Origin of the sequence: Pantoea sp. JKS000250 (assembly GCF_003201065.1) — a bacterium.
In the GTDB taxonomy this organism is placed as follows: Bacteria; Pseudomonadota; Gammaproteobacteria; order Enterobacterales; family Enterobacteriaceae; genus Pantoea; species Pantoea vagans.
This window is the reverse complement of the sequence record NZ_QICZ01000001.1, coordinates 3582779-3596759: the sequence shown is the minus strand read 5'-3', so window position 1 is coordinate 3596759 and position 13981 is coordinate 3582779. Positions and strand designations below refer to the sequence as shown.

Sequence of the window (13981 nt, the reverse complement as noted above, 5' to 3'; positions counted from 1 at the left end):
CATCAAGTAGTGTTTCAAAACATTTAACCGCTACATATCGTGAGGCGGTGGCGACAGCACTTCACGGTTACCATTGTGTCCTGGTGCAGAGACGATGCCCTGCGCTTCCATCTGCTCAATGATACGTGCCGCGCGGTTATAGCCGATGCGGAACTGACGCTGAACGCCTGAAATCGAGGCTCGGCGCTTATCGACCACAAAGCCGACTGCCTGATCGAACAGCGGATCAAGTTCTTCATCGCTATCGATGCCACCGGCACTTTCGCTCTCTTCGCCTGCCGTAATACTGTCGATATATTGCGGACGACCACGTGCTTTCCAGTCCTGAACCACCGCATGTACTTCCTGGTCACGCACAAAGGCACCGTGAACACGAACCGGCAGGGAGGAGTTGGGTGGCATGTAAAGCATGTCACCCATACCCAGCAGGGATTCCGCGCCGCCCTGATCGAGAATGGTACGGGAGTCTATCTTGCTCGAAACGGTAAAGGCGATACGTGTCGGGATGTTCGCTTTGATCAGGCCAGTAATCACATCTACGGATGGACGCTGTGTTGCCAGCACCAGATGGATACCCGCAGCACGGGCTTTCTGTGCCAGGCGCGCAATCAGCTCTTCAACCTTTTTACCCACTGCCATGATCAGGTCAGCAAACTCATCGACCATTACCACGATATAAGGTAGTTTCTCCAGAACCGGCGGCGTCATATCCATGCTGTCGCCCGGTTTCCAGAACGGATCAGGAATCGGACGGCCCATCGCTTCGGCCTGCTCCACTTTCTCGTTGTAACCCGCCAGGTTACGCACGCCCAGCGCCGACATCAGCTTATAGCGACGCTCCATTTCGCCGACGCTCCAGCGCAGCGCATTCGCGGCGTCCTTCATGTCGGTGACCACTTCGGTCAGCAGGTGCGGAATGCCTTCGTAAACCGACAGCTCCAGCATTTTCGGGTCGATCATAATGAAGCGAACTTCTTCTGGTGTCGCCTTGTAGAGCATGCTGATGATCATAGCGTTCACGCCCACGGACTTACCGGAACCGGTCGTACCGGCAACGAGTAAGTGCGGCATTTTCGCCAGATCGGCCACGACCGGCTGACCGGCAATGTCTTTACCCAGCACGACGGCCAGTGGCGACGGGTTGTCGCGGAATTTAGGGCAATCCAGGACTTCACGCAGATAAACGGTCTGACGATGTTTGTTTGGCAGTTCCAGGCCCACATAAGGTTTGCCAGGGATCACTTCCACCACGCGAACCGCGACAGTCGAGAGTGATCGTGCCAGGTCGCGCGACAGGTTAGAGATACGTGCTGCTTTTACACCCGGTGCCAGGTCAAGCTCGAAACGGGTGATAACCGGGCCAGGTGAGATGCCAACCACTTCGGCTTTGACGCGGTAATCGCCTAAGCGTGACTCCACCAGACGGGCAGTCTGCTCCAGCGAGAACATATCAACCGGCTCTTCCTCTTCAGGAGGTGCCGTCAGCAGATCCAGCGAAGGCAGTGGCGTGGACGGTTTCTCCAGCGGCTGCTCGTGGCGCATCAGGAACGGATGGATCAGGCTGTCATGCAGTGAAGGTTTCGCTTCTTCAACTGGCTGAACCGGCTCAACGGCTGGCGTGCCATAAGATGGCGCAGAATAAGCCGGGGCGTGAGGCGCCGTTGGTGCAGCATAGACAGGGGCAGACGGCGCGGCATAACCCGCTTCAGGCTCTGCTGGCGTACCGTATGCAGGCGCAGAATAAGCCGGTGCCTGAGGTGACGCTGGTGCATGATAGGCAGGCTCTGCGGGTGCCGCAGGCGTCACTGGCGCACTATAGGCAGGTTCTGCCGGTGCAAAACGGGCAGGTGCAGGCACCTGAGCCGGTGCCTGAGGAATAGAGACCTCACTTACCTGCTGCCACGGTTCGTGTGAAACCGCAGGCGCTTCCGGCTCCGGCGTCGCAGCAATGGTAAACAGCGGTTCAGACGGGCCGTCATCCACCAGATCTTTCATCGGTGAAAAATCGAACGCGGAGGCAGTATCAATATTCAATACCGGCTCTTTTCTCACTTCAGGTTCATAGCGCTGCTGTTGCTGCTCGGCGAACTGACGCGCCAGTGCATCCTGCTGCTGCGCATCCTGCTCCTCTTCTTCGTCCTGCTGCCAGCTGGTGCCGTAACGCTGCTGTTGTTCAGACTGGAAGGCCTGACGCAGTTCAGCCTGCTGCAATGCCTCTTCAGCATCAGGTGCAGTGGAAACCGACGTAGCCGATGCCGTTTCGCTCTCTTCCGCTTTGGCTTTCTCTTCAGCCATGCGCTGAGAAGGTAACTTAATGCCATAAGAAGCCAGCTCACGACGCGTAGGCAGTTTTACCGGATTAGGACGCGGCAGCGCCGGTCCGATACCCTGCTTAACCTGCGGATTCAGATTGGTTTCAGGGGCTAAGTCGAAAACAGGCGCAGTACGTGTGGCCGCCGTTCCGGCAGCAGCAACTGTTGCGGCCGCAGGGATCGCTGATGTGTCACGCCAGTTACCCATTTTAGGTTCGTCATCGTCGTAAGCATTGAACGATGGCGCAGCCGGAGCTTCGTCTGGCATTTCAAAGTGATAAAGCGGTGGTGAAGATGCGGCTGCAGAAGCACTCTGCGCCGGAGCCGTCGTTGCACCATAAGATGCAGGGATGTTCTGTGCAGATGCTGGAGCAGGTTGTGCCGTCGACGATGCAGGTATTGCTGCTGACGCGGCAGGTGCCGATGCAGTAAAGGCCGCTGCAGCAGGTGCCGCGGTAACCGGCGCTGCGGGAGCAATGGTCACCTCTGCAGCTTCCGCAGTGGCGGCTACCGCCGCACTGGTTGCGGCTGCCGCTTTCGCCAGTAGCGGATCCGGCTGTGTCGGCACAGGCTGAGCGGCAGCGCGTGGCGCGGCAAGCAGCACATCATCTTCCTGATCGACAGCGCGCGGCGCAGACAGCAGCACGTCATCATCCTGATCGGCGGCATGCAATGCAGGAACATCCGCATACTCTTGCACGTCGCGTTCGTCATCCTCTTCCTGCCAGGGTTCATCGTGACGTGAGCGGTTGCTGGCAAACGTCAGGACGCCCATGACGACACCACCAATTCTTTCTGCAATGGTGAGCCAGGACCAGCCGGTATACAGGGTTATCCCCGCCGCCCAGACGCAGAGCAGCATCAGCGTGCCGCCAGCCGGACTGAACCAGGGGGCAATAGCATTACTGACCAGGCTACCAATCACGCCGCCTGAAGCGAAGTACCAGATATCATCAGCGTTCAGCGCTGCCATACCACAGGTCGTTACCACCAGCGCAAGAACGCCAATTAAGCGTAACCCGACGGCAAAGTAGTCAAAATAGTCCTGGCTGTCGCGCTGACGGAAAGCAATCCAGCACAAACCCAGAATGACGGGCGGAATGGCGTACGCCATCACACCAAAGATGAAGAGTAAGGTGTCAGCCAGCCAGGCACCGACGCTGCCGCCGATATTATGGATAGGTTCATGCCAGGCCGTTTGCGACCAGCTCGGATCGGAAGGGTTAAAACTGACCAGTGAAACCATCAGGTAAATGGCAAACAGCGCCACCAGAATGAGCAACGCTTCCAGCAGACGACGTCCACTGCTCAGCGATTGTAACGAAACGTCTTTATCTTCTGTATATTCCTGGCTCAAGAGGACTCTCCAGGTGCCTGTAAAGTAAGAAGCAACAGCGTCGGGCAAGCCCGACGCTGATCCTGTATGAATGCACAGGAGTGTACCGAAATCTCACAGGTTTTGCACCTGCCCCGCATCAGCGAGTTTTGATCACCAGTCGATTGCTCTGTTTGACCTCTTCCATCACCACATAAGTTCGCGTGTCGTTTACGCCCGGCAGGCGCAACAGGGTTTCGCCCAGCAGCTTACGGTAGGCAGACATATCAGGTACGCGCGTTTTCAGCAGGTAGTCGAAATCGCCGGAAACGAGGTGACACTCTTGAGTTTCCTCAAGTTTTTGCACAGCGGCGTTAAATTGCTCAAACACATCCGGCGCACCACGATTCAGAGTAATCTCAACGAATACCAGCAGAGAGGCATCCAGATAGTGCGGGTTTAACTGCGCAGTGTAACCAAGAATAAATCCCTGGCGTTCGAGACGGCGTACACGCTCAAGACATGGCGTAGGCGATAAGCCTACGCGTTTGGAAAGCTCTACGTTTGAAATGCGACCATCTTTCTGAAGTTCATTCAGAATGTTCCTGTCAATTCTGTCGAGGTCTTTCCCGGGGCGTTTCTTATTGTCTACCATTATTATTGTCTCTCTTAATTCCTTCCCTTTACCTGCCACGCCCTGAAAACGCTCAATGTTCGGGGCATTTCTGAAGTGAGCTAACAGAGCCTGTGATCTGACACCTATCGATATGACGCATGTTGTCTGTCCACATCATGCGTCATTATCCATATCAGGCTGCTTTTATTCGGCGTTACACGCAAAACAGGCGACGAAAACCTGTTTTGTTCCGATAAATGTTATTCGCTTCTGATAATGTTTTCGCAAAAGCGCAGGCGATTGTCAAAGTAAAATCACCAAATTCAGGACAAGATGCCAGACAGACCGCTGGGTATCTGTTTTTAAATGAGTATTTTTCCACTTTTGCACCCTTTAAAGCCGATTTTTGCCCCATTCTGGCGCATTGACCAGGCAAAACCGCCGCTCATCGTCTACGCCACTTGCAGCTATCGTTAACAAAATTGGCTAAGTCTTGTTATTGTCGCCGGATATTCCCTACAATCGCAGGCTATGTCAGCCGAATGAAACTGAGGAACGCATGAGTACGGCCAAACACAGTAAGTTACTCATTCTGGGCTCCGGCCCAGCGGGTTATACCGCAGCCGTTTATGCTGCACGCGCCAACCTGAACCCGGTGCTGATCACCGGTCTGGAAAAAGGCGGACAGCTGACCACTACCACTGAAGTGGAGAACTGGCCGGGCGACCCGCACGATCTGACAGGTCCATCGCTGATGGAGCGCATGCACGAGCATGCCGAAAAATTTAATACTGAGATCATTTTCGATCACATCCACACCGTTGATCTGCAGAACCGTCCGTTCACCCTCACTGGCGACAGTGGCGTATACACGGCAGATGCCATGATCATCGCCACCGGTGCGTCAGCTCGTTACCTGGGTCTGCCGTCTGAAGAGGCGTTCAAGGGCAAAGGTGTCTCTGCCTGTGCAACCTGTGACGGTTTCTTCTATCGCAACCAGAAAGTCGCAGTGATTGGCGGGGGTAACACGGCCGTTGAAGAGGCGCTCTATCTGGCGAACATCGCGGCTGAAGTGCATCTGATTCACCGTCGTGACAGCTTCCGCGCAGAGAAGATCCTGATCGACCGGCTGATGGAAAAAGTGCGCAATGGCAATATCGTGCTGCACACCCATCGTACGCTGGAAGAAGTCACAGGCGATCAGATGGGTGTGACCGGTCTGACACTGCGTTCTACCCAGAACAGTGATGAAACAGAAGCGCTGGAAGTCGCGGGTCTGTTTGTTGCTATCGGACACAGTCCGAATACGGCTATCTTCGAAGGTCAGCTGGCGCTTGAGAACGGTTACATCAAAGTTCAGTCGGGTCTGCACGGCAACGCCACTCAGACCAGCATCCCAGGCGTCTTTGCGGCAGGCGATGTGATGGACCATATCTATCGTCAGGCGATCACCTCGGCAGGCACCGGCTGCATGGCCGCGTTAGACGCTGAGCGTTTTCTTGACGGGTTGGTTAAAAACGATCGGTAAGTTGTTAACCCTCTGATCTCAAATGTTCCAGGCGACGGTTTTTCCGTCGCCTTTTTTATAGCTCTCATGCTAGATTCTGGCGCCTGAAGAGATGGAAATGTCTTTCCATTTTCCCCTGTCACCGACATTTAGCATGGTCTCGCATGGACAAATCGCGGCAGCAGCATCTTACCCGCTGGCTTCGTCAGCAACGTCGTTTCGCCGGTCGCTGGTTGCGGCTCAACACGCTGCTGGGCATGGTAAGTGCCCTGCTGATCATTGCCCAGGCGGGTTTACTGGCCTCTCTGCTGCAGGCGCTGATCATTGACCAGCAGCCGCGTGAAACCCTGACGGTCAGCATCCTGCTGTTACTGCTCTGCTTCGCACTGCGCGCCATAATCAACTATGCCCGCGAACTGACCGGTTTTCGGGCGGGGCAGGCTATCCGTCAGGCTTTACGTCAGCAGGTCTTAGATCGATTATCTGATCTGGGCCCGGCGTGGATTCAGGGAAAACCAGCCGGGAGCTGGGCAACCCTGCTGCTGGAGCAGATCGAAGAGATGCAGGAGTACTACGCCCGCTATCTGCCGCAGATGACGCTGGCGGTGCTGATCCCCTGCTGCATTCTGCTGACTGTTTTTCCGCTGAACTGGACCGCAGGTCTGATCCTGTTTGCCACTGCGCCGTTGATTCCGCTGTTTATGGCGCTGGTCGGCATGGGTGCGGCCGAGGCCAATCGCCGCAACTTTCTGGTGCTGGCCCGCCTGAGCGGTAACTTTCTCGACCGTCTGCGCGGCAGAGAAACGCTGCGGCTGTTTCATCGTGGTGAAGCAGAGCAGCAGGCGGTTGCCGACGCCACCACTGATTTTCGCCAGCGCACCATGGATGTGCTGCGTTTAGCGTTTCTCTCCTCCGCCGTGCTGGAGTTTTTTGCCTCGTTAGCCATTGCTGTGGTAGCCGTCTATTTTGGCTTCTCCTATCTGGGCGAATTACATTTCGGTGATTATGGCCACGGCGTGACGCTGTTTGCCGGGTTCCTGGTGCTGATCCTCGCCCCGGAGTTTTTCCAGCCACTGCGCGATCTCGGCGCGTTCTATCATGCCAAAGCCCAGGCGGTCGGCGGTGCCGATGCACTTGAGGCCTTTATGCAGGCGACACCTGACGCCGCGCCGCAGGAGGGTCGGTTACCTTTCACAGCCGACCGTTCCATCGCGCTTGTCGCCGATGATCTGCGGGTCTGCGCGCCTGATGGTCAGGTGCTGTGTGGCCCGCTCACTTTCACTATTGCCCATGGCGAGCAGATTGCGCTGGTCGGTCAAAGCGGAGCCGGGAAAACGGCACTGATGAACGCCCTGCTTGGCTTCCTGCCTTATCAGGGCTCGCTGAAAGCGAATGGCGTCGAACTGCGTGATATACGGCGGAGTGACTGGCATCAGCAGCTTAGCTGGGTAGGACAGAATCCTCAGTTACCGGCCAGCACCTTACGCGACAATATCGTGATGAATGCGGTCTGGGATAGCGAGCGCTTTGCGATGCTGCTGGAATCGTGTGGCATTAACGAGTTCATGCCTCGTCTGCCCAGGGGGATTGAAACTCAGCCCGGCGATGGTGGTAATCAGCTGTCGGTGGGTCAGGCACAGCGGGTCGCGGTCGCACGCGCGCTCTATAAATCCTCACATTTATTGCTGCTTGACGAACCGGCAGCCAGCCTGGATGCACTCAGCGAACGTCATGTGATGCTGGCCCTGAACCAGGCAGCTGCCCGCCAGACCACCCTGATGATTACCCATCAGATTGAGACGCTGAGTCGCTGGCAGACCCTCTGGGTAATGGAGGCGGGTAAACTGGTGCAACAGGGTAACTGGCAGCAGCTATCGCAACAGCCGGGTGCCTTCAGCGAGATGCTGAAGCATCGTCAACAGGAGATCCGCTGATGTCCGCCTTGCGTCCTTTTCTTCGTCTCTGGCTGCGCCACCCTTTCCGTCTTGCACTGGGCATCGTGCTGGTGATTATTACACTGCTGGCCAGCATCAGCCTGCTGACCCTGTCAGGCTGGTTTCTCGCTGCATCGTCAGTGGCAGGCGTAGTGGGCCTCTATACCTTTAACTATATGCTGCCCGCGGCAGGCGTCCGTGGCGCTGCGATCATCCGCACTGCCGCACGCTATGCTGAACGTCTGGTCAGCCATGATGCGACGTTCAGGGTGCTTCAGCATCTGCGTGTCCACACCTTCAGCCGCCTGATGGCACTTTCGCCGGGACAGCTGTCACAGTTCCGCCAGGCGGACCTGCTCAACCGTTTTGTCGCCGATGTTGATACGCTGGACCATCTGTATCTGCGCGTCATTTCGCCGCTGCTCGGCGCATTTGTGGTGATAGTAGTCGTTACCCTTGGGATGAGTTTTATTGATGTTTCGCTGGCACTGACGCTCGGCGGTATCATGCTGAGTACGCTGGTTCTGATGCCGTCGCTATTTTATCGTCTGGGCTCACCGGCAGGCGTTGCAATTGCCCATGGACGCGCCCGCTGGCGTCAGCAGCTGATGCAGTGGCTGGCGGCGCAGGCTGAACTGACGTTATATGGTGCCTCGCAGAGCTGGCGTCAGCAACTTGACCAGGATGAACAGCGCTGGCAGCAGGCACAAAGCCAGCAACAGCGTTTACAGGCCGCCGCCCAGAGCCTGCTGCTGCTGATCAGTGGCGTAACCGTAACCCTGCTGCTCTGGCTTGGTGCTGCGACAATCAGTGAACAGCAGTTACCCGGGTCGCTAATTGCGCTGGTGGTGTTCTGCGCCCTGGCCGCCTTTGAGGCGCTGGCACCGGTTGCAGGCGCTTTTCTGCCTATGTCGCAGGTGACAACCGCCGCGCAACGGGTCAATGATATTATCGATCAGTCACCCGCTATCACCTTTCCGGCACAGTCAGATGCCCGGTCAGGACCGCTCAACGTCAGTATCGATCGGCTCGACTTCAGCTACCCCGACCGTCCGGATAAGGTACTCAACAGCTGTACCCTGCAGGTCGCCGCAGGTGAACATATTGCGCTACTGGGACCGACCGGCTGCGGAAAATCGACGCTGCTGGCGCTGCTGACCCGCGCCAGGGAGAGCCAGCACGGTGTCATCATCCTGAATGATCTGCCGATTACCGCCTGGTCAGAGTCCGCGTTGCGCCAGCGTATCAGCGTGGTGACGCAGCGGGTTCATCTTTTCAGTCAGAGCCTGCGCGATAACCTGCTGCTGGCTCGTCCCGATGCAACTGATGAACAGCTATGCCGCGTACTGAACGACGTTGGCCTGCAGCGCCTGCTTGAGAACCAGGAAGGATTAAACGCCTGGATGGGCGAAGGGGGTCGCCCGCTTTCCGGCGGTGAACTGCGCCGGCTGGCGCTGGCGCGCGCGTTACTGCACGACGGCGATCTCTGGCTGCTGGATGAGCCCACCGAAGGGCTTGATGCGACCACCGAGCAACATATTCTCGCTCTGTTGCAACGGCTGACCGCCGGAAAAACCACGATCATGGTCACCCACCGGCTGAGTGGCCTGGAGCGCATGGATCGTATCTGCGTGATGGATAATGGCGCGATTATTGAACAGGGCAGTCATACGGAATTAATCTCAAAAGCGGGGCGCTACTGGCGTTTCCGGCAGCGTATTGCGTTATAGTCTTAGCGAAATGCCGATGAGTAACATAACGCGATGAGACTGGTACAACTGTCACGGGAATCTCTGCTCTTTCCACCGCCTGAGATGGCGCTGCGTGAGCCAAATGGCCTGCTGGCCATGGGCGGCGATCTCTCCCCTGCCCGGTTACTTAATGCTTATCAGCACGGTATTTTTCCGTGGTTTTCGCCCGGCGATCCCATTCTCTGGTGGTCGCCCGATCCCCGGGCCGTTCTGTTACCAGAGCAGTTTCATCTCAGCCGTAGCATGAAGCGTTTTCACAATCGCTCACCCTATCGGGTGACAATGAACGAGTCCTTTGCCGAGGTGCTTGAGGGCTGCGCCAGCGGTCGCGAGGAAGGCACCTGGATTACCTTTGAGATGAAGCGTGCCTGGTTGCGACTGTATGAACTTGGCCACGCGCACTCCATCGAGGTGTGGGATGAACATCAACTGGTGGGTGGCATGTATGGGCTGGCGATGGGACAAATCTTCTGCGGTGAGTCGATGTTCAGTCGTCAGCAAAATGCATCCAAAACCGCACTATGGGTCTTTTGTCAGCATTTCATCCGGCATCAGGGCCGACTGGTAGATTGTCAGGTACTTAATCCCCATACTGCCTCGCTGGGCGCGCAGGAGATCCCGCGCGCTGATTATCTGCAATATGTACAACGCCTTGCTGACCAGCCGGTCAGCGATGGCTGCTGGCAGACACAAACGCTTTTTTAGCCGTGCAGAGATGTTTTGCACACATAAAGGCGCATAAGTGGTATAATAGTCGAGTTTGGTATGTCGTCCGCGCTTCGCTATAACGAGCCGGAATTGCCAGGCTGGGAATCTCAACGCACTCTCGGAACTGTTTTCAATCGTGCGCATGTAACCGGTTGATTCAGATTCTTAGCCCGCTAATCCCCTGCAGACGTCACCTTAAACACCCTAATTTTACCGGATGCGCGCAACTGACGTGCACCCCGGCAAAGCGTTGGCAAAATCGCCGACGGTTCTTTACATAAATCGTTGAATTGGGCATTATCTTGCCGGTTCAACTGAAAGGTAGTACACCCAGAGGATTCGATGGCCAAAGAAGACAATATTGAAATGCAAGGTACCGTACTGGATACGTTACCTAACACTATGTTCCGCGTAGAACTTGAAAACGGACACGTGGTCACTGCTCATATCTCCGGTAAAATGCGCAAAAACTACATCCGTATCCTGACGGGTGACAAAGTGACCGTTGAGTTGACCCCGTACGACCTGAGCAAAGGCCGCATTGTCTTCCGTAGTCGCTAATATGCAGTAATCTCATCGCTCTGCATATTGCAGCGAAAAAAAAGGCCGGATTTTAATCCGGCCTTTTTCACATCTGTAGCAGGTGATTAATGCACAGTGCCTTCGGTTTTGCGTTTTTCAGCACTCAGGAAGTGATAGGTCAGTTCACCCTTCTCACGATCCAGCGCGACTGATACTGAGCCGCCATCCACCAGCGAACCAAACAGCAATTCATTAGCTAACGGTTTCTTCAGGCTGTCCTGCACGGTGCGCGCCATCGGACGTGCGCCCATCGCTTTGTCGTAGCCCTTCTCAGCCAGCCAGTCACGCGCTTCATCACTGACTTCCAGCGACACGCCTTTCGCATCCAGCTGCGCCTGCAACTCGACAATAAACTTGTCGACCACCTGATGGATCACCTCTGGTGACAGGTGACTGAACCAGATGATGTTGTCGAGACGGTTACGAAACTCTGGCGTAAAGATCTTTTTGATCTCCTCCATCGCATCGGTGCTGTTGTCCTGATGAATCAGACCAATCGACTTACGTTCTGTCTCACGCACACCGGCGTTGGTGGTCATCACCAGCACCACGTTACGGAAGTCTGCTTTACGGCCATTATTGTCGGTCAGCATGCCGTTGTCCATTACCTGCAGCAGCAGGTTAAAGACATCCGGGTGCGCTTTCTCAATCTCATCCAGCAGCACGACCGCGTGAGGATGCTTGATTACCGCATCCGTCAGCAGGCCACCCTGATCAAATCCGACGTAACCCGGAGGCGCACCAATCAGACGACTGACGGTATGACGCTCCATATACTCAGACATATCAAAGCGCAGCAGCTCAATGCCCAGTGCTTTCGCCAGCTGCACGGTGACTTCCGTTTTACCAACACCGGTTGGTCCGGCAAACAGGAAGGACCCGACCGGCTTACGATCCTGACCCAGACCGGCGCGGCTCATTTTGATCGCTTCAGTCAGCGCCTCAATGGCGTTGTCCTGACCAAACACCAGCATCTTCAGGCGATCGCCCAGATTTCTCAGCGTATCGCGATCGGTTGCCGACACGCTTTGCTCAGGGATACGGGCAATACGGGCCACCACAGTTTCAATGTCAGAGACATTGATGGTTTTCTTACGCTTACTGGCTGGCATCAGGCGCGCACGCGCACCGGCTTCATCAATCACATCAATCGCCTTGTCAGGCAGATGACGATCGTTGATATATTTCACCGCCAGTTCCACGGCTGCACGCACCGCTTTCGCGGTATAGCGCACATCGTGATGCGCTTCGTACTTAGTTTTCAGGCCATTCAGGATCTGCACGGTCTCTTCAACAGAAGGCTCCGTGATATCGATCTTCTGGAAGCGACGCGCCAGAGCACGATCTTTTTCGAAGATGTTGCTGAATTCCTGATACGTGGTGGAACCCATCACGCGAATCTTGCCCGAAGAAAGCAGTGGTTTGATCAGGTTAGCGGCATCAACCTGGCCACCGGACGCGGCACCCGCACCGATGATGGTATGGATCTCATCGATAAACAGAATGCTGTGTTCGTCCTGTTCCAGCTGCTTCAGCAGCGCTTTGAAACGTTTTTCAAAGTCACCACGGTATTTAGTGCCCGCCAGCAGTGAACCGATATCCAGCGAGTAGATGGTGCAGTCTTTCATCACTTCCGGTACATCGCCCTGCTCGATACGCCAGGCGAGACCTTCTGCAATGGCGGTTTTACCCACACCCGATTCACCCACCAGCAGCGGGTTGTTTTTACGACGACGGCACAGCACCTGAATGGTACGTTCCAGCTCTTTATCGCGACCAATCAGTGGATCAATACCACCGACGCGAGCAAGCTGATTAAGATTGGTGGTGAAGTTTTCCATACGCTCCTCCCCGCCTGCTTGCTCTTCGTTAACCGGATTTTCAGCGCCTGGCGCCTGGCCCGGCTCGTCTTTGCGCGTACCATGAGAGATGAAATTCACCACATCAAGGCGGCTGACTTCATGTTTGCGTAACAGATAGGCCGCTTGCGACTCCTGCTCGCTGAAGATGGCGACCAGCACATTTGCCCCGGTGACTTCGCTGCGACCGGATGACTGGACATGGAAAACCGCACGCTGCAGGACGCGCTGGAAGCTGAGCGTCGGTTGTGTATCGCGCTCCTCTTCACTGGCGGGCAGCACCGGCGTGGTTTGTTCGATGAAGGCTTCGAGTTCCTGCCGCAGAGCCACAATGTCCACCGTACAGGCTTCCAGTGCCTCTCTGGCCGACGGGTTACTGAGCAACGCCAGTAACAGATGCTCGACGGTCATAAACTCATGACGGTGCTCACGCGCTCTGGCGAAAGCCATATTTAAACTGAGTTCCAGTTCTTGATTGAGCATTAGGCACCTCCCCCAATTATCGCCCTTACCAGTTTCCTATATGGAGACGGGTTCAGGCTTTTTCCAGCGTACACAGCAACGGATGATGGTTTTCCCGCGCATAGTTGTTCACCTGGGCCGCTTTTGTTTCGGCGACTTCTGCAGTAAATACACCACAGATCGCCTTGCCGTGATAGTGAACTTTCAACATCAGCTGCGTTGCACGTTCAACATCATAAGAAAAGAACTTTTGTACGACGTCAATAACAAATTCCATAGGTGTATAATCGTCATTATTCAGAATGACTTTATACATAGAAGGCGGCTTTAACCCTTCGCGTACTTTGTCTTCGGCCAGATGTTCAAAGTTAAGCCAGTCGTTTGTGTTTGCCATAGTGTTCCGTTGAGATTTTGCTTTGAGCCTTTTAATGGCTACATGTTGAGAGTTTAACATGCCTGTCAAGCTCCTGGTCGCTGCTGAAAATTTATTCAGAAATTCCCTTGCGCGACCTGCATCACAAAATTTGCAATAGCGTTAACTACCTCAAATTTTGATGATTTTTTCCCCACCTGGCCCGGTGGTTTGCTTGACGCCAGCGGCGCTTTCTCTACATTCTACCTGCACACGCTGATTGAGTTTTAATCAAATCCGACTCACAGCCTGTAAGACCTCACCTACTTATAAAATGTCTTGCGAGGGAAGTAAAAGCATGGAGACGGGCACAGTTAAATGGTTCAATAATTCCAAAGGCTTTGGCTTTATCTGTCCGGTTGGCGGTGGCGACGATATTTTTGCACACTACTCCACCATCCAGATGGAAGGCTACCGCACGCTAAAGGCAGGCCAGCAGGTTCAGTTCGACGTTCATGAAGGTCCGAAAGGCAATCACGCCAGCCTCATCGTGCCGGTTGAGATACAGGCCGTGGCGTGATAC

Annotated in this window: 11 protein-coding genes; 6 read left to right on the top strand and 5 right to left on the bottom strand. The window is 55.2% G+C overall.

What is annotated here, in order from left to right; translation table 11 throughout:
- Window positions 1-30: 30 nt before the first annotated feature.
- From BY447_RS17030 to BY447_RS23200, 3 genes are all read right to left on the bottom strand, one after another.
- Entirely contained in the window at window positions 31-3669 is a 3639-nt protein-coding gene (locus tag BY447_RS17030) for a DNA translocase FtsK 4TM domain-containing protein (RefSeq protein WP_110331622.1), read from the bottom strand.
- 118 nt (window positions 3670-3787) lie between these two features.
- Window positions 3788-4282 carry a leucine-responsive transcriptional regulator Lrp gene (gene lrp / locus BY447_RS17025; RefSeq protein ID WP_006118610.1) on the bottom strand — a complete coding sequence of 165 codons (495 nt, stop codon included), beginning with the start codon at window positions 4280-4282 and terminating at the stop codon, window positions 3788-3790.
- 175 nt (window positions 4283-4457) lie between these two features.
- Window positions 4458-4658, bottom strand: coding sequence for a hypothetical protein (locus BY447_RS23200; protein WP_135909529.1), 201 nt, complete (start codon window positions 4656-4658; stop codon window positions 4458-4460).
- A 144-nt stretch (window positions 4659-4802) separates the two neighbouring features.
- Between BY447_RS23200 and trxB the strand changes: the two genes are divergently transcribed.
- The 5 genes from trxB (at window position 4803) to infA (ending at window position 10704) form a co-directional block, all read left to right on the top strand.
- Complete coding sequence (trxB, locus tag BY447_RS17020) at window positions 4803-5771, top strand: thioredoxin-disulfide reductase (protein WP_110331621.1); 969 nt, start codon at window positions 4803-4805, stop codon at window positions 5769-5771.
- Between the two features lie 143 nt (window positions 5772-5914).
- Window positions 5915-7684, top strand: a complete 1770-nt coding sequence (cydD, locus tag BY447_RS17015) for a heme ABC transporter permease/ATP-binding protein CydD (protein ID WP_110331620.1) — start codon at window positions 5915-5917, stop codon at window positions 7682-7684.
- Entirely contained in the window at window positions 7684-9414 is a 1731-nt protein-coding gene (cydC, locus tag BY447_RS17010) for a heme ABC transporter ATP-binding protein/permease CydC (protein WP_110331619.1), read from the top strand. The genes cydD and cydC overlap by 1 nt, the downstream gene beginning before the upstream one ends.
- A gap of 33 nt (window positions 9415-9447) precedes the next feature.
- Window positions 9448-10140: a leucyl/phenylalanyl-tRNA--protein transferase gene (gene aat / locus BY447_RS17005; protein ID WP_110331618.1), complete on the top strand. Its 693-nt coding sequence runs from the start codon at window positions 9448-9450 to the stop codon at window positions 10138-10140.
- 345 nt (window positions 10141-10485) lie between these two features.
- A complete protein-coding gene (infA, locus tag BY447_RS17000) occupies window positions 10486-10704 on the top strand; it encodes a translation initiation factor IF-1 (RefSeq protein ID WP_002211347.1) in 219 nt (72 codons plus the stop codon).
- Window positions 10705-10790: 86 nt separating this feature from the next.
- On the opposite strand, the gene clpA is transcribed toward infA, so the two are convergent.
- Window positions 10791-13067 (bottom strand): ATP-dependent Clp protease ATP-binding subunit ClpA, encoded by a 2277-nt coding sequence (gene clpA, locus BY447_RS16995; RefSeq protein WP_033732099.1) that lies wholly within the window; start codon window positions 13065-13067, stop codon window positions 10791-10793.
- A gap of 52 nt (window positions 13068-13119) precedes the next feature.
- Window positions 13120-13440: an ATP-dependent Clp protease adapter ClpS gene (gene clpS, locus BY447_RS16990; RefSeq protein ID WP_003849318.1), complete on the bottom strand. Its 321-nt coding sequence runs from the start codon at window positions 13438-13440 to the stop codon at window positions 13120-13122.
- A gap of 316 nt (window positions 13441-13756) precedes the next feature.
- Here clpS and cspD point away from each other — a divergent pair, with 316 nt between their 5' ends.
- Window positions 13757-13978, top strand: coding sequence for a cold shock-like protein CspD (cspD, locus tag BY447_RS16985; protein WP_013357297.1), 222 nt, complete (start codon window positions 13757-13759; stop codon window positions 13976-13978).
- The last annotated feature ends 3 nt before the right edge of the window (window positions 13979-13981 follow it).

Excerpts from the sequence above, each read along its gene's own strand:
- aat (WP_110331618.1), top strand. The coding sequence starts at position 9,448 with ATGAGACTGGTACAACTGTCACGGGAATCTCTGCTCTTTCCACCGCCT.
- clpS (WP_003849318.1), bottom strand. The coding sequence starts at position 13,440 with ATGGCAAACACAAACGACTGGCTTAACTTTGAACATCTGGCCGAAGAC.
- lrp (WP_006118610.1), bottom strand. The coding sequence starts at position 4,282 with ATGGTAGACAATAAGAAACGCCCCGGGAAAGACCTCGACAGAATTGAC.
- infA (WP_002211347.1), top strand. The coding sequence starts at position 10,486 with ATGGCCAAAGAAGACAATATTGAAATGCAAGGTACCGTACTGGATACG.
- BY447_RS23200 (WP_135909529.1), bottom strand. The coding sequence starts at position 4,658 with ATGGGGCAAAAATCGGCTTTAAAGGGTGCAAAAGTGGAAAAATACTCA.
- trxB (WP_110331621.1), top strand. The coding sequence starts at position 4,803 with ATGAGTACGGCCAAACACAGTAAGTTACTCATTCTGGGCTCCGGCCCA.
- cydD (WP_110331620.1), top strand. The coding sequence starts at position 5,915 with ATGGACAAATCGCGGCAGCAGCATCTTACCCGCTGGCTTCGTCAGCAA.
- cspD (WP_013357297.1), top strand. The coding sequence starts at position 13,757 with ATGGAGACGGGCACAGTTAAATGGTTCAATAATTCCAAAGGCTTTGGC.
- clpA (WP_033732099.1), bottom strand. The coding sequence starts at position 13,067 with ATGCTCAATCAAGAACTGGAACTCAGTTTAAATATGGCTTTCGCCAGA.
- cydC (WP_110331619.1), top strand. The coding sequence starts at position 7,684 with ATGTCCGCCTTGCGTCCTTTTCTTCGTCTCTGGCTGCGCCACCCTTTC.